The following is a 21,574-nucleotide window of genomic DNA, read 5'->3' as shown; positions in this document are numbered from 1 at the left end:
CTCGCATGTCGGCCCCTCGAAGGAGATTTGATGACTGAGACCACGCTGCCCCCGTCCGGCGGTGCGGGCGACCGGACCGAACCGGTCGATATCCAGACCGAGATGCAGAACAGCTACATCGACTACGCGATGAGCGTGATCGTGGGCCGTGCGCTGCCCGACGTGCGCGACGGCCTCAAGCCGGTGCACCGTCGCGTGCTCTACGCGATGTACGACAACGGCTACCGCCCGGACCGCGGCTACGTGAAGTCCGCGCGCCCGGTCGCCGAGACCATGGGTAACTACCACCCGCACGGCGACTCGTCGATCTACGACACCCTCGTGCGCATGGCTCAGCCGTGGTCGCTGCGCTATCCGCTGGTCGACGGCCAGGGCAACTTCGGTTCCCGCGGCAACGACGGCGCGGCCGCCATGCGCTACACCGAGTGCCGCCTGACGCCGCTCGCGATGGAGATGCTGCGCGATATCGACTCCGAGACGGTCGATTTCGTCCCGAACTACGACGGTCGCTCGCAGGAGCCGACCGTGCTGCCCGCCCGCGTGCCCGCCCTGTTGATGAACGGCTCCAACGGCATCGCGGTCGGCATGGCCACCAACATCCCGCCGCACAACCTCAACGAGCTGGCCGACGCCATCTACTGGGCGCTGGAGAACTACGAGGCCGACGAGGAATCCACCCTCGCCGCCTGCATGGAACGGGTCAAGGGCCCCGACTTCCCGACGCACGGCCTGATCGTCGGCAGCCAGGGCATCCACGACGCGTACACCACCGGCCGCGGTTCCATCCGCATGCGCGGTGTGGTGGAGATCGAGGAAGACGCGCGTGGCCGCACCACGATCGTCATCACCGAACTGCCGTACCAGGTCAACACCGACAACTTCGTCAACTCCATCGCCGAGCAGGTGAAGGACGCGAAGATCGCGGGTATCTCCGATATCCACGACGAGTCCTCGGACCGCGTCGGCATGCGCATCGTGGTCACGGTCAAGCGTGACGCGGTGGCCAAGGTGGTGCTGAACAACCTCTACAAGCACACCCAGCTGCAGACCAGCTTCGGCGCGAACATGCTCTCGATCGTCGACGGTGTCCCGCGCACGCTGCGGCTGGATCAGATGATTCGCTACTACGTGAATCACCAGCTCGAGGTCATCGTGCGGCGCACCCGCTACCTGCTGCGCAAGGCCGAGGAGCGGGCCCACATCCTGCGCGGCCTGGTCAAGGCACTGGACATGCTCGACCAGGTCATCGCGTTGATCCGCGGCGCGGCCAACACCGATACCGCGCGCACCGGCCTGATGCAGTTGCTCGACATCGACGAGATCCAGTCGACCGCCATCCTCGACATGCAGCTGCGTCGCCTGTCGGCCCTGGAACGTCAGCGCATCATCGACGATCTGGCCAAGATCGAGATCGAGATCGCCGACTACAAGGACATTCTCGACAAGCCCGAGCGTCAGCGCGCGATCGTGCGCGACGAGCTGGCCGAGATCGTCGAGAAGTACGGCGACGACCGCCGGACCAGGATCATCGCCGCCGACGGTGACGTCGCCGACGAGGATCTGATCGCCCGCGAAGACGTAGTGGTCACGATCACCGAGACCGGCTACGCCAAGCGCACCAAGACCGACCTCTACCGCTCGCAGAAGCGCGGCGGCAAGGGCGTGATGGGCGCGGGTCTCAAGCAGGACGACATCGTCAAGCACTTCTTCGTGTCGTCCACGCACGACTGGCTGCTGTTCTTCACCAACAAGGGCCGCGTCTACCGGGCCAAGGCGTACGAGCTGCCCGAGGCCAACCGGACCGCGCGTGGTCAGCACGTGGCCAACCTGCTCGCCTTCCAGCCGGACGAGAAGATCGCCCAGATCATCCAGCTCAAGACCTACGAGGACGCGCCGTACCTCGTGCTCGCGACACGCGCGGGTTTGGTGAAGAAGTCGAAACTCACCGATTTCGACTCCAACCGCTCCGGCGGCATCGTCGCGGTGAACCTGCGCGATGACGACGAATTGGTCGGTGCGGTGCTGTGCTCGTCCGACGATGACCTGCTCCTGGTCTCGGCGCACGGTCAGTCGATCCGCTTCGCGGCGACCGATGAGGCGCTGCGTCCGATGGGCCGCGCCACCTCCGGCGTGCAGGGTATGCGCTTCAACACCGACGACGAGCTGCTCTCGCTCAATGTGGTGCGTCTGGAGACATATCTGCTGGTCGCGACGGCCGGCGGGTACGCGAAGCGGACCGCGATCGAGGAGTACACCGCGCAGGGACGTGGCGGAAAAGGCGTATTGACAATCCAATACGATCCGAAGCGTGGCAGCCTGGTGGGTGCGCTCATCGTCGACGACGAGGACGAGTTGTACGCGATCACTTCCAGTGGTGGCGTCATCCGCACCGCAGCCAAGCAGGTTCGTAAGGCCGGACGCCAGACCAAGGGCGTGCGATTGATGAACCTCGCGGATGGCGATACCTTGCTAGCGATCGCGCGCAACGCCGACGAGCCCGATCCCGATCAGCTCCTCGGCGACGTGGCTTCGGAGTAACACACCAAATAGCGGCGGCAACGAACGGATCTGAGGATTCCATTGACCACACCGAATCAGTCGAACGACGATCGGAACCAGACCAACGGCGTCACCGAGCGGATCGCCACGTCTCCGATCCCGCCGCGGCCGATCCCACGCCAGGGCGGTCCGGCCGAGGGCGCGGCGCCGGAATCCGGTGCGGCCGGGACCGATTCGTTCGACGGCAAGGGCAGCAAATCCTCGCCCTACCAGGACGGGTGGGCTCAGCTTCCGCAGCGTGAACCGCAGTCGAACCTGTACCGGCCCGGCGAATCGCCGAGTCAGGGGCGGCCTTCGTCCGGGGCACCGGGCGGCGGCGGTCTCAAGGGCAGTGGGGCGTCCAATGCCCGCACCACCGCCGACCTGGCGGCCAAGGCGGCTCGCAAGGAAGCGGCGATGGTGAAGTCCGTCGGGATCGACGGGCCGACCCGCAGCATCGCGCGTCCGGAGCTGGTCAAGGACATGCCAGACCTGTCCGACGTGCGCCACCCGGCACCCGAGGCGCCGGTGGCGCCGCCCGGGCTGCCGATGGCGCCGCAGCCCCAGCACAACATGGGGCCGAGCGCGCGGGCAGCCGCGGCGGGCAGCGTCTCGCCCGCGGTGCCGGTGGCCATCGCGGCTGCCGCGTCGGGCGAGCCACTACGCGCGACCGTGCAGATCCGCCGGATCGACCCGTGGTCGACCCTGAAGATCACCCTGGTGATCAGTGTCGCGCTGTTCTTCGTGTGGATGCTGGCCGTCGGCCTGCTCTACATCGTGCTGGCGGGCATGGGCGTGTGGGACAACCTGGACAACTCGCTGGGCGAGATGCTGAACCAGGAGGGCAGCTCGTCGAGCCTGATCGACGCTGGCACAGTGTTCGGCTACGCGGGTGTGATCGGCCTGATCAACGTGGTGCTGTTCACCGCGCTGGCCACGGTCGGCGTGTTCATCTACAACCAGTGCTGCGATCTGGTCGGCGGCATCCAGATAACCCTGGCCGATCCCGACTAGGAGCAGGTTTCCGGTACGGCCGGTCGGTCCCAGGAAACTGGGTCTGACCGGCCGTTTTGGTTATCGGCAGGCAGGTAAGGTAACCTCGTTTCTCGTTGCGGTTCACTGCTCCGGCGGGGATCGAAATGAGTTCGGGCCTATAGCTCAGGCGGTTAGAGCGCTTCGCTGATAACGAAGAGGTCGGAGGTTCAAGTCCTCCTAGGCCCACTCCCGAACAGCACAGTAGGGTGGGAATCATGAAGATTGTCCTCATGGTCGGTGTTGTGATCGCCGTTCTCATCGGTGTCAACAAATTCCGCAAGCGCGACGACGCAGACCTCTGGCGCGAGGTCACCACCCGCTGATTTCGGGTTGCCAACCGGTCGATGACCGGTAAGGGGCCTTAGCTCAATTGGCAGAGCACTGCCTTTGCAAGGCAGGGGTTAGGGGTTCGATTCCCCTAGGCTCCACATCTGTGAATTCCTCGGTATTCGATTTTCTTCTCACCACCACTCCCGCCGACGCCGTTTCGGCTGATTTCGCGGCGGACTGGGCGCGACACCGCACCAGGACAGCCGGGTTCCCGAGTTCGCTCGATCGGGCCGCGATCGCCGGATTCGACGGTGCGGGAACAGGTCCCGCCTTCCTCGGTGGCTATCAGGAAGCCCTGCACGCGCTGGTTCCCTCGCTCGATCCCGCCGAGCTCTCCTCGATGTGCGCGACCGAGGGCGCCGGTGCGCGACCGTCGACGATGACGACAACAGTGCGCGAGGACGGCACCGTCAGCGGCACCAAATCCTTCGCCACGCTGGGCGCGTTCGCCGATCGGTTCCTGGTGATCGCCCGCTCCGGCACCCAGCCCGACGGCAGGCCGCTGCTGCGCGCCGTGCTCGTCGGCGCCGGTGCGTCCGCCGCGGTGACGCCGCTGCCCACGCTGCCGTTCGCGCCGGAGATCCCACACGCGGAAGTCGTCTTCGATGCCGCGCCGGGCGAGCTGCTGCCCGGTGACGGCTACGCCGACTACCTGAAGCCGTTCCGGACGGTCGAGGACCTGCATGTGCTGGCCGCTGTGCTCGGTCAGCTCGTTCGGGTCGCCCGGCTAGCGCAGTGGCCCGCGGAGCCCGTAGAACAGCTGCTGGCGCTGTTTGCGGCGGTGCGTGGGGTCGGTGCCGAGGATCCGAGCTCCCCGGGTGTGCACATCGCGCTCGGCGGCATCTTCGATCGGCTGACCGGTCTGCGTACCGAACTGGAGCCGCTGTGGGCGCCGGTGGATCCGGAGGTCAGGAAGCGCTGGGAGCGTGATGCGCCGCTGCTCGGGGTCGCGGGCAAGGTGCGGGCGGCGCGGCTGGCGACCGCGTGGCGCACGCTCGCCTGATCGACCGGTTCCGGTGCTGTGTCACTCGCTCTGGTGCTGCGTCACTTCGTTCTGGTGCTGCGTCATTTTGTTCTGGTGAACGTGCCGAGACCGCTCTCGTCGAAGTAGTCGATGGTCAGTGTGCCGTCGGCGAACCGTGCCGAGGTGACGCTGCCGGGCGGGGCGTTCTCGCCGCTCAGGTCGAAGGCGAAGGTGTCGCCGTCCCAGTGCCGGAGTTGATAGGTCCGCTGCTCGGGGCCGATGGTCAGGCGCAAGCCGTTATCGGTCGCGACGATCGTGGCGGGTCCCCAATAGGCGCTGTCGTAGCTGCCCTCGTAGGTCGGTAGCGGCTGTGCGGGGGCAGGATTCGCCGGGGCGGGCTGACCGGACAGGGCACCTTCCGGATCGTCGATGGCGGCGAAAGCGTCGCGGTACAGGCCGCGCCAGTCCTCGCGCACCTCGCCGAACTGCACCAGATCGGCGAACTCGGCGGTCAACGTCTCCGGGATGCCGAGCGGCGCGGCGTTCGTCAGCGCGACGATGGCCACGTCGGCGGACGGGATCACCAGGAAGTTGGTCGCCGCGCCGAGGCCGAAGGCGCCGGAATGACTGGTGACCGTGCGCCCGGCCGCGGAGACCGACACATTGAAGCCGTACCCGTAGCTGCCCGCCCGCGCGGTGGGGGAGGCGGGCGGCGCCGAGACGATCTGGGGTGTGACGGCGGGCAGCAGCGCTTCGGGCGGGGCGATGGTTGTCGCGCCCGCCGTGCCGTTACCGAGCAGCATCGTCAGCCAGCGGGCCATATCGTTCACCGAGGAGCTCGCCCCGCCGGCGGGGGACTGGGGGTCGGGGTCACGCACGTAGCGGGCCACCCAGTCGCCGTCGATGTTCACGTGTCCCACCGCGTGATTCGGCCGGGCGAGGAAGTCGTCGAAGCGAGAGCTGGTGTCGCGCATGCCGAGTGGCGTGTAGAGGGCATCCGACGAGAGTTGGGCCCAATCCTTCCCGGCCGCCGCGGCCACGGCTTCGGCGCCGGCGGTGAGTCCGAAGTTGGTGTAGTGATAGGTGATCCGGAAGGGGTCGAGGGGCTCGAGGCGCAGCTTGTCGAAGATCGCGGCCTGGTCGTAGCCGAGGTCTTCGAGCCGGTCGCCCGCGTGATCGGGCAGGCCGCTGCGGTGCGCGAACAGGTCGCCGACGGTGAGCTGGGCGGTGGTGGCGGGATCGGCCAGCGCGAACGACGGGAGGTGGGCGACCACCGGGGTCGTCCACTCGATCGTGTCCGCGCCGACCTGGTTGGCCACGACGGTCGCGGCGAGCGACTTCGACACCGAGGCGAGTTGGAAGACGGTGTCGGCGTCGACCTTGTCGGGCGTGCCTGCCGCGCGAACACCGAAACCCTTGGCGTACACGGTCTTTCCACCATGGACCACGGCGACAGCCATGCCGGGAATGCGGCTGGAGTCCATCAGCGAGCCCACCAGTTCGTCGAGCTGCCCGACGGCTTTGCCGACCGCGTCGGCGGGCAGGGCGACGCCTGCGACTTGATTCGGGGGGAGCTCGGCGGTGGTCGTCGTGGTGGTGTGCGTGTCGTCGGTGGATCCGCTACAACCAACGAGGATCGTCATCGAGAGGACGACCCCGGCGATCGCACCGCGACCAGGCACCATGGGCCGACGATAACCCTGGTTGCCGGGTGATCGCCGGAACGTGGCCGGACTGTGACGCCCGGCGTTGCGGTGCGCTTCGGCTGATCTGCCGAGCTGCGACCTTGCCGGAAAATGGGGAGCGGGCCTCGGCGAAGGGGGGGAGTTAGCCGAGGCCCGCGTAGGGTCGGCCCGGGGGGGAGGGGCCGACCTGAACGATCCTACGCGATACGCGCGGAATTCGTGTACGCGCACCGGGCGAGTTCACGAGATTTTTCGGGTGCCGGTGCGGGTGTCGGCGGTGGTCCGGGGTGCGGCGGTCGGCCGGTGCGCGCTCCCGGTACCTGTCAGGTGTCTTACGAACATCGGAATCGGCTGGTACGCAACGTTTTACGGGGAATCAACGGTGAACATGTTCTCGTCTCGCGTGTGGCGACCGTCCAGCGAACAGGCGCTCTTGTTCGTGTCGGGAGACAGAAAATCAGTCCGATTCGCCGCGTGTCGCGACACGTCGGCATGTCGAACAATTGTGTACATCTGACTTGCGGTCGCGCGGAAATTTGGGATGCGACTTGTCGGTGGGTAGGGCAATACTGGGCACAGCATCGCCAACCACGACTTCAGGAGAATCATGCCCGACGCAATCGTCGCCGAGGGTCTGGTCAAACGGTATGGGCAGCTCGTCGCCCTCGACGGACTCGACCTGTCCGTTCCGGAAGGTACCGTCACCGCGCTTCTCGGCCCCAACGGCGCGGGAAAGACCACGACTGTTCGCGTTCTCACCACGCTGCTGATACCCGACGAGGGCACCGCCACCGTCGCCGGCATCGACGTGCTCGGCAACCCACAGGCCCTGCGCTCGCGCATCGGCGCCTCCGGCCAGTATTCCGCCGTCGACGAATACCTCACCGGTTTCGAGAACCTCGAAATGGTCGGCAGGCTCTACCACCTCGGCACCCAGCGAAGTAAGGAGCGGGCCCGCGAACTGCTCGACCGCTTCCGCCTCAGCGACGCGGCCGACCGGCCGGTGAAGGGTTACTCGGGCGGTATGCGCAGGCGCCTCGACCTGGCAGGCGCCCTCGTGGCCAACCCGCCGGTGCTGTTCCTCGACGAACCGACCACGGGTCTGGACCCGCGTGCCCGGCTCGACCTGTGGGACGTCATCGAGGAGCTGGTCGCCGGCGGCACCACCCTGCTGCTCACCACCCAGTACATGGACGAGGCCGACCGCCTCGCCGATTCGATCGCGGTGATCGACCACGGCAAGGTGATCGCCCGCGGCACCGCCGACGAACTCAAGGCCCTCGTCGGCGGCGACCGGATCGAACTCACCGTCGGCGCCGCCGACCAGCTCGCCGTCGCCCAGCAGGTGCTCAGCGGGCTCGCCGACGGCGAGATCCATCTCGAACCCGGCCTGCGCAAGCTCATCGTGCCGGTCTCCGACGGGTCACAGGACCTGGTCACCGCCATCGGCAGGCTCACCGAGCACAAGGTGGACATCAACGATGTCGCCCTGCGCAGACCCTCGCTCGACGACGTCTTCCTGACGCTCACCGGGCACGAGGCCGAAGAACTCGTCAACGGCGATCGCGAGTCGGAGACCGTGGGCGCCGCGGAAGGAAAGAACCGATGACCGTCGCACTCGACAAGGCCGAGCTGCACCCTCCCAGCCTCGGCGAACGACTGTCGATGGTGGTGAGCGACAGCATCACCATCGCCAAACGCAACGTCATCAAGATCAAGCGCGTACCCGACGTGCTGATCTTCACGACGCTGTCGCCCATCATGTTCGTGCTGCTGTTCGCCTACGTCTTCGGCTCGGCGATCTCGATCCCCGGGCTCGAAGGTGGCTATCGGGAGTTCTTGATCGCCGGCATTTTCGCCCAGACCGTGGTGTTCGGCGCCACCTTCACCGGTGCGGGCCTGGCCGAAGACATGCAGAAGGGCATCATCGACCGGTTCCGGTCGCTGCCGATGGCGCCGTCGGCCGTGCTGGTCGGGCGCACGATCAGCGATGTGGTGATCAACGTGGTCAGCCTGGTAGTGATGTCGCTGACCGGTCTGGTCGTGGGCTGGCGGATCCGCGGATCGTTCCTCGACGCGGTGCTCGCGTACGCGCTGATGCTGCTGTTCGCCTACGCGCTGTCGTGGATGATGGCCGTGGTCGGCCTGATCGTGCGCGCGCCGGAGGTGTTCAACAACGCCAGCTTCATGGTGATCTTCCCGCTGACGTTCCTGTCCAACGCGTTCGTTCCGCTCGACAACATGCCTGCTCCGCTGCGGGTCTTCGCCGAATGGAACCCGGTCTCGGCGCTCACCCAGGCGGTGCGTGACCTGTTCGGCAACGTCAACCCGATGGCGCCGCCCTCGGACGCGTGGCCGATGCAGCATCCAGTGACCACCACGCTGATGTGGATCGTGGTGATCCTGATCGTCTTCGTGCCGCTGGCTCAGATCCAGTACAAGAAGTCGGTCAGTCGCTGAACAACAGCCGGAACTAGTGCGCCGAGCCGTTGCGGGAATACCCCAGACGCGGCGGCTCGGCGGCGGGTTCCGGCAGTTGTGGACGCTTGGCGCGGGCCAGGTAGGCCAGGGCGCCCGCCCCGGCGAGCGCGATCGACGCGAGCAGCGGATTACGAAGCTTCATTCGACCACTGTGGCACAAACAGATTCGACGTGTCGCGTGGCACCATAACTGCGTGACCTCACCCAACCAGACGGCCGTGGCAACTCTGCACACCAACCACGGCGATATCAGGATCGCGCTTTTCGGTAACCACGCCCCGAAGACGGTGCGCAACTTCGTCGGTCTCGCCGACGGCACCGCGCCGTACTCCACCGTCAATGCCGGTGGGACGGAAAGTGGCCCGTTCTACGACGGCGCCGTCTTTCACCGGATCATTCCGGGGTTCATGATCCAGGGCGGCGATCCGACAGGCACCGGCCGTGGTGGGCCGGGCTTCGAGTTCGCCGACGAGTTCCACCCGGATCTGCGCTTCGACCGGGGCTATCTGCTCGCGATGGCGAATGCGGGCGCCGGCACCGAGACCAACGGTTCGCAGTTCTTCATCACCGTCGGCGCGCAGCCGCACCTCAACCGCAAGCATTCGATCTTCGGGGAGGTGGTCGACCCCGATTCGCGCAAGGTCGTCGACGCCATCGCCTCGGTGAAGACCGATCGCAATGATCGACCCGACGAGCCGGTCATCATCTCGGCCGTCACGATCGACTGATCAAGGCCATACACAGAACTCCCCGCCGCGGACCGTCGCGGCGGGGAGTTCTCTTTGCTTCACGTGAAACAACGTCAGTCCGAAGTCACCGAGGCGAAGCCGTTGACGACCAGAGCGTCGTACACGTCGTGGGGATTGGTACCGAGGTCCCAGCGGCCGAAGATCAGCAATCGCTCGGTGTCCTCGTGGCGCACGTCGACCTCGAGCATCGCGGATTTGCGGCCGATGCGGCGGTAAGAGACCATCCGGATCCGGTCGATCCGGTCGAGTGGGTAGTCCTTCGGGCCGGTGAGCGTGCCGACCACCAGCCGCGGCGCGGGGCCGGGAACCATGGTGAGCCGAGGGCGCTGCCGGATGCCGAGTGCGGACATCGCCAGCACGGCGACGGCGGCGATGCCGATGAGCAGCCTGCTCGGGCCGTCCTGGGCGAGGACTGCCAGCACGGCCAGCAGGATTCCGCCACCGCTGATGGCGAGCAGACCTGCGACAGGGGTGGACCACGAGACGGGTTGTGCATCGTTCACGCGGTTGTTCGCCCCTCTATCCTCGAGTTGTGCACAGGGTTATCCACAGGTGTGCATGAATAACACCGGTGTAATCCGCTGCGATCAGCGCCATCGCATGGTCATGACCAGGCCGATGACCATCAGGCCGAACCCGATCAGGAAGTTCCAGGCGCCCAGATCGAGCATGAAGCTGATGTGGTCCTGCGCCAGGTAGTAGACGATCAGCCACACCAAGCCGGCGAGCATGAAGCCCAGCATGATCGCGACGTACCAGACCGGCGACGGCCCCGCTTTCACCTTCACCGGCGTGCGGCTGGCGGGGCTCGGGGTGTAGTCGGCCTTCTTGCGGACCTTGGACTTGGGCATGACGTCCTCGAATTCGGAGTACAGGTAACTCCTAGGCTATCGCAACTCCCGTACCCTCGACGCATGCGTGTATTGGTCGTCGACAACTACGACAGCTTCGTGTTCAACCTGGTGCAGTACCTCGGCCAGCTTGGTGCCGACGTCGTGGTCTGGCGCAATGATGACCCCCGCCTCGACGATCTGGACACCCTGCTCACCGTCGGGGACGAGGGTGGAGCGTTCGACGGCGTGCTGGTGAGCCCCGGCCCAGGCAGTCCCGACCGGGCGGGCGCGAGCATCCCGCTCGTGCACGCGGCGGCCCGGCACAACAAGCCGCTGCTCGGCGTGTGCCTCGGGCACCAGGCGATCGGCGAGGCGTTCGGCGGCACCGTCGACCGGGCGCCCGAATTGCTGCACGGCAAGACCAGTGATGTTTTCCATCTCGGGTCCGGCGTGTTGGCCGGCCTGCCCGACCCCTTCACCGCCACCCGATACCACTCGCTGACGGTTCTCCCGGAAACCATTCCCGAGGAGCTGGTGGTGGTCGGCCACACCGAGAGCGGCATCGTGATGGCGATGCGTCACCGCACGCTGCCCATCCACGGCGTGCAGTTCCACCCCGAGTCCGTGCTCACCCAGGGCGGCCACCGGATGCTCGCCAACTGGCTCGAGGTCTGCGGCGAACGTCCGTCCGAGGCACTCGTCGCCGCGCTCGAGGCGGAGGTCGCCGCGCTGGTCACGCAGTGAGGCCGTGGGTGCGGTTGTCGGTGGCGGCGAGTCTGGACGGCTATATCGACGACGCGAGCGCACAGCGCCTGCTGCTGTCGAACAGTGCCGACTTCGATCGGGTTGACCAGATCCGTGCCGAATCCGACGCGATCCTGATCGGTGCGCACACGCTGCGCACCGACAACCCCCGCCTGCTGGTGAACAGCGCCGAGCGCCGGGCCGCTCGGGTGGCAGCGGGCGAACCGGAGTTCCCGGTGAAGGTGACCGTCACCGATTCCGGTGATCTCGATCCGGGGCTGCGCTTCTGGCACACCGGCGGCGACAAACTCGTCTACACCTCCGATGCGGGTGCCGGGAGGCTGGGCGACCGGCTCGACGGACTCGCCGAGGTGGTGAGCCTCGGCGAGCGTCTCGCGCTCCCGGCCCTCGTCGCCGACCTCGGCGCGCGAGGTATCCACAGGCTGATGGTCGAAGGGGGTACCGGCATGCACACCGGCTTCCTCGCGGCCGATCTGGTCGACGAGATCCGGCTGGCGATCGCGCCGATCCTGGTCGGCGATCCGGCTGCGCCGCGCTTCGTCGGACCGGCGCAGTTCCCCGGCGGGGCCGGTCGCAGGTTGCACCTGGCGGGTGTGGAACAACTTGGGGATGTCGCTGTGCTGAACTACCTGGTCAGCCCCGATCCACAGCCCCGCAACTAACTGATACCGCGAACAGAATCACTGCATTGACCTGGGAAAATTCAGCTGTCCACAGTTCACGGACAACTTTGCTCCACACCTGAACATGACCGATTCCACATCACGCGAGAGTTGTGGATAACTCGCCGACCACAGGGAAATGACATGAGCCACGACGACACCGACCACCGGTTCATGCACAGGGCGATAGCGCTCGCCAGGAACTGTCCGCCCAGCGAGACGGCCTATTCGGTCGGCGCCGTAATCGTCGCCGACGGGGTGGAGATCGCGACCGGCTTCTCTCGCGAAACCGACGAGAAGGTGCACGCCGAGGAGTCCGCGCTCAACAAGCTCGACCCCGACGACCCCCGCCTGACCAGGGCCACGATCTACAGCACCCTCGAACCGTGCTCCACCCGCGCCACCGCCACCCGGCTGCCGTGCACCGATCGCATCCTGGCCGCCGGCATTCCCACGGTGGTGATCGCCTGGCGCGAGCCGAGCCTGTTCGTCGCCGCCTGCGAGGGTGTGGACAAACTGCGCACCCATGGCGTGCGCGTGGTGGAGCTCACCGACCTGGCCGCGGAAGCCAAGTCGATGAACATCCACCTCGACCTGAGTTAGCTCAGGGCCGCCCGTAGATGGCGGTCACGAATTCGCCGAGCTGATTGTCATCGAGGTGCCGAGCCAGATCGGCCTCGCTGATCATCCCGACCAGGCGCTTGTTCTCGATCACCGGCATCCGCTTCACGCGGTGCGATTCCATCTGGTCGAGCACGTCTTCCACATCGGCGTCCGCGCTGACCCACCGCGGCGTCGACTCGCAGAGTTCCGCCGCTGTCGTCAGATCAGGTGACAGACCGAGCGCGACGCACTTCACCACGATGTCGCGGTCGGTGATGATGCCGCACATGCGCTCGTCGTCATCGGCGACGACGATCGATCCGACCCCGAGATCGGCCATCGCCGTCGCCGCGGTCGTCACGGTGTCACCACGGGTGATCCACTGCGCACCGGGCTTCATGATGTCCCTGGCTGTCGTCATAGGGGGCTACCTCCTCGTCAGCAACGCTGGATGGGATGAAAGCAGCCTCATTCTGCGCCCGCGCGGACGCGGCGGGCGTGTTCGCCATCCAATCGAGACCTCATCGCGGAATCGGCGACGCTCCCACGTGCAGCACCACATTGCCGTTGATCGTCACTGCCGAACCGGCCGCCGGATTCTGCCCGACGACCTTGCCCGAGGCATTGCCGTCGAGCGTGATCACCGTGGTCTGGCTGAGCTGACCGGTCCATCCGAGCCCGCGCAACGTCTCCTGCGCCTGCACCGGCGTGAGCCCGGTCAGATCGGGGACGGTGATCCGGTCACCGGCGGAGACCTGGACCGTGATGGTCGAGCCCTTCTCCGCGTTGCTACCGCCGGCCGGGTTGGTGGCGAGCACCTGGCCCTTGGGCAGCGAGGACTTCACTTCCTGGATCTCGACCTTGAAACCGGCGGAGGCGACCAGATTCGGCTGAGCGATGGAGATGTCCTGGCCCACCACGGTCGGCACACGCACCTCTTCCGGCCCGCCGCCGATGGTGACGACGATCGGCCGGTCGATGTCCACCCGCACACCCGCGCTCGGGTCCTGGGCGATCACCTTGTCGGTCTCGGCGGTGCTCGACGGTTTGCGCACCACATTCGGATCCAGTTGCAGACCGAGCGAATTCAGCTTCTGCTCGGCATCGGCCTGACTCATCCCGATCAGCCGCGGCAACTGCACCTGCGTGGGCCCGGTCGAGACCTGCAACGTCACCGTGCTGCCTTTGTCGATGCGCGAACCGCCGAGCGGCTGGGTCGCGATCACATTGCCCGGCGCCACCTTGCCGTCCGGCTTCTCCAGCCTGGCCACGTGGAAACCGGCCTGCTGGAGGTCGTCCTGTGCCTGCTGCGCGGGCTTGCCTGACAGATCGGGGACGGCAACTTGATCGGCCCGGCTACCTGGACCGACCAGCACCCAGAACAGGCCGAACGCCACAGCGAGCGCGGCCGCGACACCGAGCGCGATCAGCCCGGTGCGGTTACGTTCCTCGCCGTCGGGCCCGACCACGGGGTGCTCGGAGGTGTCGTCGCGGCGGTCGTGGAAACTCCGCGGCCCCGGCTCGTCGTCGTAATCGGTGCGGTCTTCCTCGTTCATCACCATCGGCGCGCTGGGCTTCTGCCCACCGAGCACCCGGATCAGGTCGGCGCGCATCTCCGCTGCCGTCTGGTAGCGGTTGGCCGGGTTCTTGGCCATCGCCTTGAGGATCACCGAATCGAGCTCACGCGGCACGCCGGGATTGACCGACGACGGTAGCGGCGGATCCTCCTTCACATGCTGGTAGGCGACCGCGACCGGCGAATCACCGGTGAACGGCGGCTGCCCGGTGAGGATCTCGAAGAGCACGCAGCCCACCGAGTACACGTCCGAGCGCGCGTCGACGGTCTCGCCGCGCGCCTGCTCGGGCGAGAGGTACTGGGCGGTGCCGATCACCGCGGCGGTCTGGGTCATCGGGTTGGCGCTGTCGGCGATCGCGCGCGCGATGCCGAAGTCCATCACCTTCACCGCACCGGCGCGGTTGATCATGATGTTGGCCGGCTTCATATCGCGGTGCACGATCCCGGCTTTATGGCTGAAGTCGAGCGCGGCGCACACGTCGGCCACGACTTCCATCGCCTTGCGCGGCGCGAGCGGTCCCTTGCCGCGCACGATGTCGCGCAGGGTGTCGCCCTCGACGTATTCCATGACGATGTAGGGCAGCGGCCCGCCGTCGACGGTGGCTTCGCCGGTGTCGTACACGGCCACGATGGCCGGGTGGTTCAGCGCGGCCGCGTTCTGGGCTTCGCGCTTGAACCGCAGGTAGAACGTGGGATCGCGGGCCAGATCGGCCCGCAGCACCTTGATCGCCACGTCACGCGACAGCCGCACGTCGCGGGCGCGGTGCACCTCCGACATGCCGCCGAACCCGATGATCTCGCCCAGCTCGTACCGCGAGGAGAGGTTCTTCGGGGTCGTCATGGTTGTCCTATGGTCGGGCCTACCGCCGTGTCGCCATCGGGGAACGGCAGGTCGAAGGTGGGCAGCCGGGGACGACCGACGGTGGTGGTGCCCGCGGCCGGCGCCGTGGTGGTCGGCTCCGGTTTGGTCGGCTTCGGTGTGGTCGTCGGCTTGGTCTTGGTCGTGGTGGTCGGCGGCACCGTCGTGGTGGTCGGCGGCTCGGTGGTCGTCGTCGGCGGCTCGGTGGTCGTCGTCGGACGTTGCGTGGTGGTCGGCGGTTCCTCGGTGGTCACCGGCGGCGGCGGGACCGGCCGGGTGGTGGTCACCGGCGGCGGCAGCGGTTTGGTGGTCTGCACGGTGGTGGTCGTGGTCCCCGAATCCCGGTTCGGTTCACCGCCGAACAGCAGCCACAGCACACCACCGCCGAGCAGCAGCGCGCCGACACCGAGCGCGATCAGCCACTTCTGGTTGTTCTTGGCGTTGCTCGCGGGCACCGGCGCGGGCGCGGAAGCCTGGGTGGCCGGACCGCCGTAACCGCCGGTGGGCGGACCGACCGGACCGCCGGGCTGATGGCCGAAGCGCATGGTCGCGCCGTCGTAGTCCGCCGCGGCCGCGGCTGCCGCGGCGGCGGGGAGCACCACGGTCGGGCCGGGCGGAAGTACCCGGGTGGCCCCGGTCATCGACGGACCGGTGGCGCCACCGGGGAGCGGCGGCATGTGCCCGGCACGCACCGCGGCCACGGCATCAGCGAACTCGCCGCCGCTGCGGTAGCGCTGCAGCGGGTCCTTGGCCATGGTGATGGCGATCAGTTCGTGCACGTTCGCGGGCAGGTCGTCGGGCATCGGCGGCGGTGCGTCGCGCACGTGCTTCATCGCGACGGTGATCGCGCCCTCACCGGTGAACGGGCGGACGCCGGCCAGTGCTTCGTAGCCGACGATGCCGAGGGAGTAGACGTCCGACGCCGCGGTGGCGTCCTCGCCGACGGCCTGTTCGGGCGCGATGTACTGGGCGGTGCCCATCACCATGCCGGTCTTGGTCACCGGTGAGGCGTCGACCGCCTTGGCGATGCCGAAGTCGGTGATCTTCACCTGTCCGGTCGGCGTCACCAGGATGTTGCCCGGCTTCACGTCACGGTGCACCACCCCGGCCGCGTGGGCGACCTCGAGCGCGCGCCCGGTCTGCTCGAGCATGTCGAGACCCTGGACGACCGAGAGCCTGCCCATCCGGTTGAGCACCGCGTTGAGCGGTTCGCCCTGCACGAGCTCCATCACCAGGTAGGCGGTCTCGCCGCCCGACGGGTCGGTGGTCTCGCCGTAGTCGTAGATACCCGCGATCCCGGGCGCGTTGAGCTGCGCGGTGGTCCGCGCCTCGACGCGGAACCGCGCACGGAAGGTCGGGTCGGCGGAGAACTCGGTCTTGAGGACCTTGACCGCCACCCGGCGATCCAGCCGGGTGTCCATCGCCTCCCACACCTGACCCATACCGCCCGTGGCGATGAGCCGCTGCAGGCGGTAGCGGTCGGCGATCATGGCGCCGTTGTTCAGCATCGGGGCCCCCGTGTTGTCACTCGCACACTCATTTCGTTCAGCCCCCTGCCAGGCCCGCGTCCAGTACCGACCTGGCGATCGGCGCGGCTACCGAACCTCCGGTGGCCGCCAGGGCCCGATCGCCGCCGTTCTCGACGATCACCGCGATGGCGATCTTCGGGTTCTGCGCGGGCGCGAAGGCCATATACCAGGCGTGTGGCGGGGTGTTACGGGGATTACTGCCGTGTTCGGCGGTTCCGGTCTTGGACGCGATCTGGTACGGCGACCGTCCGCCGCCCGCGGTATTGGCTTCCGAGGCGACCATCAGATCCGTCAGGGTCGACGCTACCTGGGGGCTCACCGCCTGCCCGACGCTGACCGGCTTGGTCTTGCTGAGCTCCGACAGATCGGGCGCTTGGGTCTGATCGACCAGATACGGCTGCATCCTGGTGCCGCCGTTGGCGATGGTCGCGGCGATCACCGCGACATTGAGCGGCGTCACCGACACATCGCGCTGGCCGATGCTCGACTGGCCGAGCGCGGCGTTGTCCGGGATCGGGCCGACGGTCGATTCGGCGACCGGGATCGGCACACCGGGCGGATCCTCGACTCCGATGCCGAACGCGGCGGCCTCGTCCTTGAGCTTCGCCGCGCCGACCTTCACGCCGAGTTCGACGAACGCGGTGTTGCACGAACGCCGGAACGCGTCGTAGAGGCTGGCCGTCGGCTGGTCGCCGCAGGTGCTGCCGTTGTAGTTCTCCAGCGTGGTGCTGGTTCCGGGCAGGGTGATGTTGGGCGCGGCTGTGAACTGGTCGTTCGGACCGGCGACGCCGTTGGACAGTGCGGCCGCGGTGACGACGGTCTTGAACGTCGACCCCGGCGGATAGGTCTGCGAGACGGCGCGATTGAGCATCGGCTGACTCGGATCGGTGCTCAGTCGTTCCCAGGCGGCGCGACCCGCCGCGCCGTCGTGGCCCGACAGCTCGTTGGGGTCGTAGCTGGGCGTGGAGACCATGGTCAAGATCTTGCCGGTGCTCGGCTCGATCGCCACGACGGCGCCGGTGTAGCCCTTCGACGTCATCTGTTCGTAGGCGACCTGCTGCATCATCGGATTCAGCGTGGTGAGCACGTTCGCGCCGCGCGGATCGCGTCCGGAGAACATGTCGATGAGCCGGCGGCCGAACAGACTCGAGTCGTTGCCGGAGAGCAGCGGATCCGCGGCCAGCTCGAGCCCGGTCTTGCCGTACTGCATCGAGTAGAAGCCGGTGACCGGCGCGTACGCCGAGGGGTCGGAGGGGTATTCGCGCAGGTACTTGTACCGGTCGTCGGTCGCGACGGAGCCGGCGAGCACCGTGCCGCCCGCGGAGATCTGACCGCGCTGGCGTGAGTACTCGTCGAGCAGCACCCGCGAGTTGCGCGGATCGCTGCGCAGGTCGTCGGCCTTGACCACCTGCAGGTAGGTCGCGTTCACGAGCAACGCCACCACCATCACCATCACGGCGACGGCGACGCGACGCAGAGGTGTGTTCATTCGCTCACCCTGCTTTCCGGCCTGCGGACCAGTTCGGTGGCCGCGTCCGCGATCGGGGCGGGCGCGCGCTTACGGGCCGGTGCCGGTGCGCGGGCCGCATCGGAGATCTTGATCAACAGCCCGAGCAGCGCGTAGTTCGCCAGCAGCGACGAACCACCATAGGAGATGAACGGCGTGGTCAGACCGGTGAGTGGAATCAGTTTGGTGACACCGCCGACGACCACGAAGATCTGGATCGCGATGGTGAAGGACAGGCCCGCCGCGAGCAACTTGCCGAAGCTGTCCCGCACGGCGAGCGCGGTGCGCAGCCCGCGGACGATGAAGATCAGGAACAGCATCAGCACCGCGGTGAGCCCGATCAGGCCGAGTTCCTCGCCGATGGTGGTGACGATGAAGTCGGTCTTGGCGAAGGGCACCTGCTGGGGCCGTCCGCTGCCGAGGCCGGTGCCTGCGAGTCCGCCGGTGGCGAAGCCGAACATCGACTGCGAGATCTGGTAGCCGGTGTTGTGGTAGTCGTCGAACGGGTGCAGCCAGGTGTCCACGCGCACGCGTACGTGCCCGAACAGTTCGTAGGCGAACACGAATCCGAGCGCGAGCAGGCCGCCGCCGATGATCAGCCAGCCCACCCGTTCGGTGGCGATGTAGATCATCACCAGCACCGTGCCGAAGATGAGCAGCGAAGTGCCGAGGTCTTTTTCGAGCACGAGTACGCCGATGCAGACGATCCACACGATCAGGATCGGGCCCATATCGCGCGGTCGCGGCCATTCCATGCCGAGGAAGTGCTTGCCCGCCGCGGTGAACAGGTCACGCTTAGCCACCAGCACGCCCGCGAAGAAGATGATCAGCAGGATCTTCGCGAATTCGCCCGGCTGCATGCTGAATCCGGGCAGCCGGATCCAGATCTTGGCGCCGTTGACTTCGGAGAACCGGCTCGGCAACAGTGCCGGAATCGCCAGCGCGACCAGCCCTACCAGGCCTAGTGTGTAGGTGTAGCGCGCCAGCGTGCGGTAGTCCCGCAAGACGATGAGCAGGCTGATGAACACCACGATGCCGAGGCCGGTCCACATGATCTGCTGGTTGGCGTCGGGGGAGGGGACCGATGTCGCGTCGTACGCCGCCTTCTGCGCTTCGGCGAGATCGAGCCGGTGGATCAGCACCAGCCCCAATCCGTTGAGCAGCGCCACAATCGGTAGTAGGAGCGGGTCCGCGAACGGCGCGAACCGGCGCACCGCGAGATGCGCGATCCCGAACAGCGCGAGGAAAGCCACCCCGTACTTGGCGATGTCGGTGGTGATCGACTGTTCCTGGCTCGCCTCGACGATGAACAACGACACCGTGGTGATGCCCGCCGCGCCCGCCAGCAGCAGCAACTCCTGGTTGCGTCGCGTCGACGGCGGCGGCGCCGGCGCGAATCCACCAGGGGGACTGGGGAACGCCCCAGCCGACGGCGGTGGCGGTGCGGACATCAGTCCGTCACCCGGCAGTTCTCCCCTGAGATCTGCGGGGTTGTCGGGGGGACGGTGGTGGTGGTCGGGGCAGGCGTGGTCGTGGTCGGTGTCGCGGGCTGGTCGGGGCCGGGAGTCGGTGCGCCGCCGGGGATCACCGGGGTCTGCTCGGGCGGCAGCACGCCGGGCTGCGGTACCGATTCCTTCTTCGGGCACGGCGGCAGGAGCTCGTTCTGCGCCAGCACCTTCATGCTGCCGCGCGCCTTGTCCAGCGAATCCGGCGGCAGGCCCTTCTGCACCTGGTCGCGCCCGGTCTGCTTCAGGTCACTGACCAGCAGCGGCTTGCACCCACTCGGCGCGGACTTGCCGACCTCGACGAGCGTGAGCTCGCTCTTGCTGTTCACACAGCCCGTCAGCTCCACATCGTGGATCGAGTAGCCGAGGATCGAACCGGGCAGGCCGCGCATCACGACCACCTTGTCGTTGTCGGCGCCCACGTAGTAGTTGCTGCGAATCATCTTGTAGCCCACCACGAGTCCGACGGCGACCGCGGCGATCAACGCCAGCGACAGCAGCAGCCAGCGCAGCTTGTGCGACTTCGTCTCCGGCGGCGGTGGTGCGGCGGCTGCCCGGCGCGGTTGCGCCCGCGGCGGACGCATCGCGGCGGCACGCCCTGCCGCGGTGTTCGGCGGCGGGGAGTCTTCCTCCTCCTCGGTGGAGGCGGCGCCCGCGAGAATCGGGTGGCTCTGGCCGTAGTCGAGGTCGATCACATCGGCGACGACAACGGTCACATTGTCGGGCCCACCACTGCGCAGCGCCAATTCGATGAGCCGGTCGGCGCACTCGTCGGTGTTGCCCTCGCGCATGGTGTTGCCGATGGTCTCGTCACTCACCACGTCCGAAAGTCCGTCGGAGCACAGCAGATAACGATCACCGGCGCGGGCTTCGCGCATGATCAGCGTCGGCTCGATCTCGTTGCCGGTGAGGGCACGCATGATCAGCGAACGCTGGGGATGGGTGTGCGCCTGTTCGGCGGTGATCCGGCCCTCGTCGACGAGCGACTGCACGAACGTGTCGTCGCGGGTGATCTGGGCGAGTTCGCTGTCGCGCAGCAGGTAGGCACGCGAGTCGCCGATGTGGACCAGGCCGAGTTTGCGGCCCGCGAACAGGATGGCGGTGAGCGTGGTGCCCATGCCGTCGAGTTCGGGTTCGGCCTCGACGTGGTCGGCGATGGCGGCGTTGCCGGAATGCGTGGCGTGGTCGAGCTTGCCGAGGATGTCGTCGCCGGGCTCGTCGTCGTCGAGATGCGCCAGCGCGGCGATCATCAACTGGGAGGCCACTTCTCCGGCGGCGTGCCCACCCATGCCGTCGGCCAGCGCTAGCAGGCGTGCGCCCGCGTAGACCGAATCTTCGTTGTTGCCCCGGACGAGTCCGCGGTCGCTTCGCGCGGTGTAGCGCAGAACAAGTGTCACGATCGCAGCTCGATCACTGTTTTGCCGACTCGCACAGGAGTGCCGAGCGGAACACGGACGGCGGTGGTGACTTTCGCGCGGTCTAGATATGTGCCGTTGGTGGAACCGAGGTCTTCCACGTACCAGTCGTCACCACGCTGAGACAGTCGCGCGTGCCTGGTCGAGGCGTAGTCGTCGGTGAGTACCAGCGTGGAATCGTCGGCGCGTCCGATGAGGACCGGTTGCGTGCCGAGGGTGATTCGAGTGCCGGCGAGTGAACCATGAGTCACCACTAGATACTTGGCGCCCTTCTGGCTTCGGCTGAAGGAGGGCAGACCGATGGATCCGCGATTTCCGCGGGTTGCCCTCGGCTGTATCCGTATGCCGGATGCCGCGTAGATATCGCTGCGCAAGGTCCGCAGAACGGCCCAGACGAACAACCAGAGCAGCAGCAGGAACCCCGCGCGGGTCAATTGCAGGATCAATCCCTGCACGGCGTTCCACCTCCTGTTCGCCCGGGTACGTCGGTACGGCAGGTGCGGGGCGAACCACCCCCACCAGCGTGCTGGCTTGCGGG

Annotated in this window: 21 protein-coding genes and 2 tRNA genes; 12 read left to right on the top strand and 11 right to left on the bottom strand. The window is 67.2% G+C overall.

Annotated elements, in window-relative coordinates; all coding sequences use genetic code 11:
* Window positions 1-30 precede the first annotated feature (30 nt).
* The 6 genes from gyrA to ACFVVI_RS17870 all read left to right on the top strand — a co-directional run bounded on the left by gyrA (window position 31) and on the right by ACFVVI_RS17870 (window position 4,906).
* Complete coding sequence (gene gyrA / locus ACFVVI_RS17895; protein WP_378634601.1) at window positions 31-2,538, top strand: DNA gyrase subunit A; 2,508 nt, start codon at window positions 31-33, stop codon at window positions 2,536-2,538.
* Between the two features lie 42 nt (window positions 2,539-2,580).
* Entirely contained in the window at window positions 2,581-3,552 is a 972-nt protein-coding gene (locus tag ACFVVI_RS17890) for a DUF3566 domain-containing protein (protein WP_378989380.1), read from the top strand.
* Between the two features lie 133 nt (window positions 3,553-3,685).
* Window positions 3,686-3,759, top strand: a tRNA-Ile gene (locus ACFVVI_RS17885).
* A 29-nt stretch (window positions 3,760-3,788) separates the two neighbouring features.
* Window positions 3,789-3,896: a DLW-39 family protein gene (locus ACFVVI_RS17880; protein WP_214516728.1), complete on the top strand. Its 108-nt coding sequence runs from the start codon at window positions 3,789-3,791 to the stop codon at window positions 3,894-3,896.
* 32 nt (window positions 3,897-3,928) lie between these two features.
* Window positions 3,929-4,001: transfer RNA gene (locus ACFVVI_RS17875), tRNA-Ala, on the top strand.
* 5 nt (window positions 4,002-4,006) lie between these two features.
* Window positions 4,007-4,906: an acyl-CoA dehydrogenase gene (locus tag ACFVVI_RS17870; protein WP_387446028.1), complete on the top strand. Its 900-nt coding sequence runs from the start codon at window positions 4,007-4,009 to the stop codon at window positions 4,904-4,906.
* A 62-nt stretch (window positions 4,907-4,968) separates the two neighbouring features.
* Here ACFVVI_RS17870 and ACFVVI_RS17865 read toward each other — a convergent pair whose 3' ends face one another.
* Window positions 4,969-6,552, bottom strand: coding sequence for a serine hydrolase (locus ACFVVI_RS17865; RefSeq protein ID WP_387446027.1), 1,584 nt, complete (start codon window positions 6,550-6,552; stop codon window positions 4,969-4,971).
* A gap of 607 nt (window positions 6,553-7,159) precedes the next feature.
* Here ACFVVI_RS17865 and ACFVVI_RS17860 point away from each other — a divergent pair.
* Together ACFVVI_RS17860 and ACFVVI_RS17855 are read left to right on the top strand one after the other, a co-directional pair.
* Complete coding sequence (locus tag ACFVVI_RS17860) at window positions 7,160-8,161, top strand: ATP-binding cassette domain-containing protein (RefSeq protein WP_387446026.1); 1,002 nt, start codon at window positions 7,160-7,162, stop codon at window positions 8,159-8,161.
* Complete coding sequence (locus tag ACFVVI_RS17855) at window positions 8,158-9,012, top strand: ABC transporter permease (protein ID WP_378989384.1); 855 nt, start codon at window positions 8,158-8,160, stop codon at window positions 9,010-9,012. Before ACFVVI_RS17860 ends, ACFVVI_RS17855 begins: the two co-directional genes overlap by 4 nt.
* 13 nt (window positions 9,013-9,025) lie before the next feature.
* Here the strand turns inward: ACFVVI_RS17855 and ACFVVI_RS17850 are convergent, their stop codons facing one another.
* Entirely contained in the window at window positions 9,026-9,175 is a 150-nt protein-coding gene (locus ACFVVI_RS17850; protein ID WP_170112099.1) for a hypothetical protein, read from the bottom strand.
* 52 nt (window positions 9,176-9,227) lie between these two features.
* Between ACFVVI_RS17850 and ACFVVI_RS17845 the strand changes: the two genes are divergently transcribed.
* Entirely contained in the window at window positions 9,228-9,761 is a 534-nt protein-coding gene (locus ACFVVI_RS17845; RefSeq protein ID WP_378634585.1) for a peptidylprolyl isomerase, read from the top strand.
* 74 nt (window positions 9,762-9,835) lie between these two features.
* Here ACFVVI_RS17845 and ACFVVI_RS17840 read toward each other — a convergent pair whose 3' ends face one another.
* Window positions 9,836-10,285: a PH domain-containing protein gene (locus ACFVVI_RS17840; protein WP_378989385.1), complete on the bottom strand. Its 450-nt coding sequence runs from the start codon at window positions 10,283-10,285 to the stop codon at window positions 9,836-9,838.
* A gap of 84 nt (window positions 10,286-10,369) precedes the next feature.
* On the bottom strand, window positions 10,370-10,633 hold the full coding sequence (gene crgA, locus ACFVVI_RS17835) for a cell division protein CrgA (RefSeq protein ID WP_387446025.1): 264 nt from the start codon (window positions 10,631-10,633) through the stop codon (window positions 10,370-10,372).
* Window positions 10,634-10,696: 63 nt separating this feature from the next.
* Here crgA and ACFVVI_RS17830 point away from each other — a divergent pair, with 63 nt between their 5' ends.
* The 3 genes from ACFVVI_RS17830 (at window position 10,697) to ACFVVI_RS17820 (ending at window position 12,645) form a co-directional block, all read left to right on the top strand.
* The gene (locus ACFVVI_RS17830; protein WP_387446024.1) at window positions 10,697-11,359 is read left to right on the top strand and encodes an aminodeoxychorismate/anthranilate synthase component II; all 663 of its coding nucleotides are present in this window, start codon (window positions 10,697-10,699) and stop codon (window positions 11,357-11,359) included.
* 8 nt (window positions 11,360-11,367) lie between these two features.
* Window positions 11,368-12,042 (top strand): RibD family protein, encoded by a 675-nt coding sequence (locus tag ACFVVI_RS17825; protein WP_387446023.1) that lies wholly within the window; start codon window positions 11,368-11,370, stop codon window positions 12,040-12,042.
* 144 nt (window positions 12,043-12,186) lie between these two features.
* Window positions 12,187-12,645: a deaminase gene (locus ACFVVI_RS17820; RefSeq protein WP_387446022.1), complete on the top strand. Its 459-nt coding sequence runs from the start codon at window positions 12,187-12,189 to the stop codon at window positions 12,643-12,645.
* Window position 12,646: 1 nt separating this feature from the next.
* Here the strand turns inward: ACFVVI_RS17820 and ACFVVI_RS17815 are convergent, their stop codons facing one another.
* The 7 genes from ACFVVI_RS17815 to ACFVVI_RS17785 all read right to left on the bottom strand — a co-directional run bounded on the left by ACFVVI_RS17815 (window position 12,647) and on the right by ACFVVI_RS17785 (window position 21,491).
* Entirely contained in the window at window positions 12,647-13,066 is a 420-nt protein-coding gene (locus ACFVVI_RS17815) for a CBS domain-containing protein (RefSeq protein WP_378634571.1), read from the bottom strand.
* 100 nt (window positions 13,067-13,166) lie between these two features.
* On the bottom strand, window positions 13,167-15,062 hold the full coding sequence (gene pknB, locus ACFVVI_RS17810) for a Stk1 family PASTA domain-containing Ser/Thr kinase (RefSeq protein WP_378989389.1): 1,896 nt from the start codon (window positions 15,060-15,062) through the stop codon (window positions 13,167-13,169).
* Window positions 15,059-16,588 carry a protein kinase gene (locus ACFVVI_RS17805; protein ID WP_378989390.1) on the bottom strand — a complete coding sequence of 510 codons (1,530 nt, stop codon included), beginning with the start codon at window positions 16,586-16,588 and terminating at the stop codon, window positions 15,059-15,061. The genes pknB and ACFVVI_RS17805 overlap by 4 nt, the downstream gene beginning before the upstream one ends.
* Window positions 16,589-16,625: 37 nt before the next feature.
* The gene (locus ACFVVI_RS17800) at window positions 16,626-18,098 is read right to left on the bottom strand and encodes a peptidoglycan D,D-transpeptidase FtsI family protein (protein WP_378989391.1); all 1,473 of its coding nucleotides are present in this window, start codon (window positions 18,096-18,098) and stop codon (window positions 16,626-16,628) included.
* Window positions 18,095-19,567 (bottom strand): FtsW/RodA/SpoVE family cell cycle protein, encoded by a 1,473-nt coding sequence (locus ACFVVI_RS17795; protein WP_378634561.1) that lies wholly within the window; start codon window positions 19,565-19,567, stop codon window positions 18,095-18,097. Before ACFVVI_RS17795 ends, ACFVVI_RS17800 begins: the two co-directional genes overlap by 4 nt.
* On the bottom strand, window positions 19,567-21,018 hold the full coding sequence (locus ACFVVI_RS17790) for a PP2C family protein-serine/threonine phosphatase (RefSeq protein WP_378989392.1): 1,452 nt from the start codon (window positions 21,016-21,018) through the stop codon (window positions 19,567-19,569). Before ACFVVI_RS17790 ends, ACFVVI_RS17795 begins: the two co-directional genes overlap by 1 nt.
* Window positions 21,015-21,491, bottom strand: a complete 477-nt coding sequence (locus ACFVVI_RS17785; protein WP_062992366.1) for an FHA domain-containing protein — start codon at window positions 21,489-21,491, stop codon at window positions 21,015-21,017. Before ACFVVI_RS17785 ends, ACFVVI_RS17790 begins: the two co-directional genes overlap by 4 nt.
* Between the last annotated feature and the right edge of the window lie 83 nt (window positions 21,492-21,574).

It is taken from the genome of Nocardia sp. NPDC058114, from assembly GCF_042884695.1.
GTDB lineage: Bacteria > Actinomycetota > Actinomycetes > Mycobacteriales > Mycobacteriaceae > Nocardia.
Note: the sequence above shows the minus strand (reverse complement) of the source record. Positions and strands in the feature narration are given on the sequence as shown.

Coding starts and splice junctions, on each gene's coding strand:
- gyrA (WP_378634601.1), top strand. CDS start 31: ATGACTGAGACCACGCTGCCCCCGTCCGGCGGTGCGGGCGACCGGACC.
- ACFVVI_RS17880 (WP_214516728.1), top strand. CDS start 3,789: ATGAAGATTGTCCTCATGGTCGGTGTTGTGATCGCCGTTCTCATCGGT.
- ACFVVI_RS17865 (WP_387446027.1), bottom strand. CDS start 6,552: ATGGTGCCTGGTCGCGGTGCGATCGCCGGGGTCGTCCTCTCGATGACG.
- ACFVVI_RS17860 (WP_387446026.1), top strand. CDS start 7,160: ATGCCCGACGCAATCGTCGCCGAGGGTCTGGTCAAACGGTATGGGCAG.
- ACFVVI_RS17855 (WP_378989384.1), top strand. CDS start 8,158: ATGACCGTCGCACTCGACAAGGCCGAGCTGCACCCTCCCAGCCTCGGC.
- ACFVVI_RS17850 (WP_170112099.1), bottom strand. CDS start 9,175: ATGAAGCTTCGTAATCCGCTGCTCGCGTCGATCGCGCTCGCCGGGGCG.
- crgA (WP_387446025.1), bottom strand. CDS start 10,633: ATGCCCAAGTCCAAGGTCCGCAAGAAGGCCGACTACACCCCGAGCCCC.
- ACFVVI_RS17830 (WP_387446024.1), top strand. CDS start 10,697: ATGCGTGTATTGGTCGTCGACAACTACGACAGCTTCGTGTTCAACCTG.
- ACFVVI_RS17820 (WP_387446022.1), top strand. CDS start 12,187: ATGAGCCACGACGACACCGACCACCGGTTCATGCACAGGGCGATAGCG.
- ACFVVI_RS17815 (WP_378634571.1), bottom strand. CDS start 13,066: ATGACGACAGCCAGGGACATCATGAAGCCCGGTGCGCAGTGGATCACC.
- pknB (WP_378989389.1), bottom strand. CDS start 15,062: ATGACGACCCCGAAGAACCTCTCCTCGCGGTACGAGCTGGGCGAGATC.
- ACFVVI_RS17805 (WP_378989390.1), bottom strand. CDS start 16,588: ATGCTGAACAACGGCGCCATGATCGCCGACCGCTACCGCCTGCAGCGG.
- ACFVVI_RS17800 (WP_378989391.1), bottom strand. CDS start 18,098: ATGAACACACCTCTGCGTCGCGTCGCCGTCGCCGTGATGGTGATGGTG.
- ACFVVI_RS17795 (WP_378634561.1), bottom strand. CDS start 19,567: ATGTCCGCACCGCCACCGCCGTCGGCTGGGGCGTTCCCCAGTCCCCCT.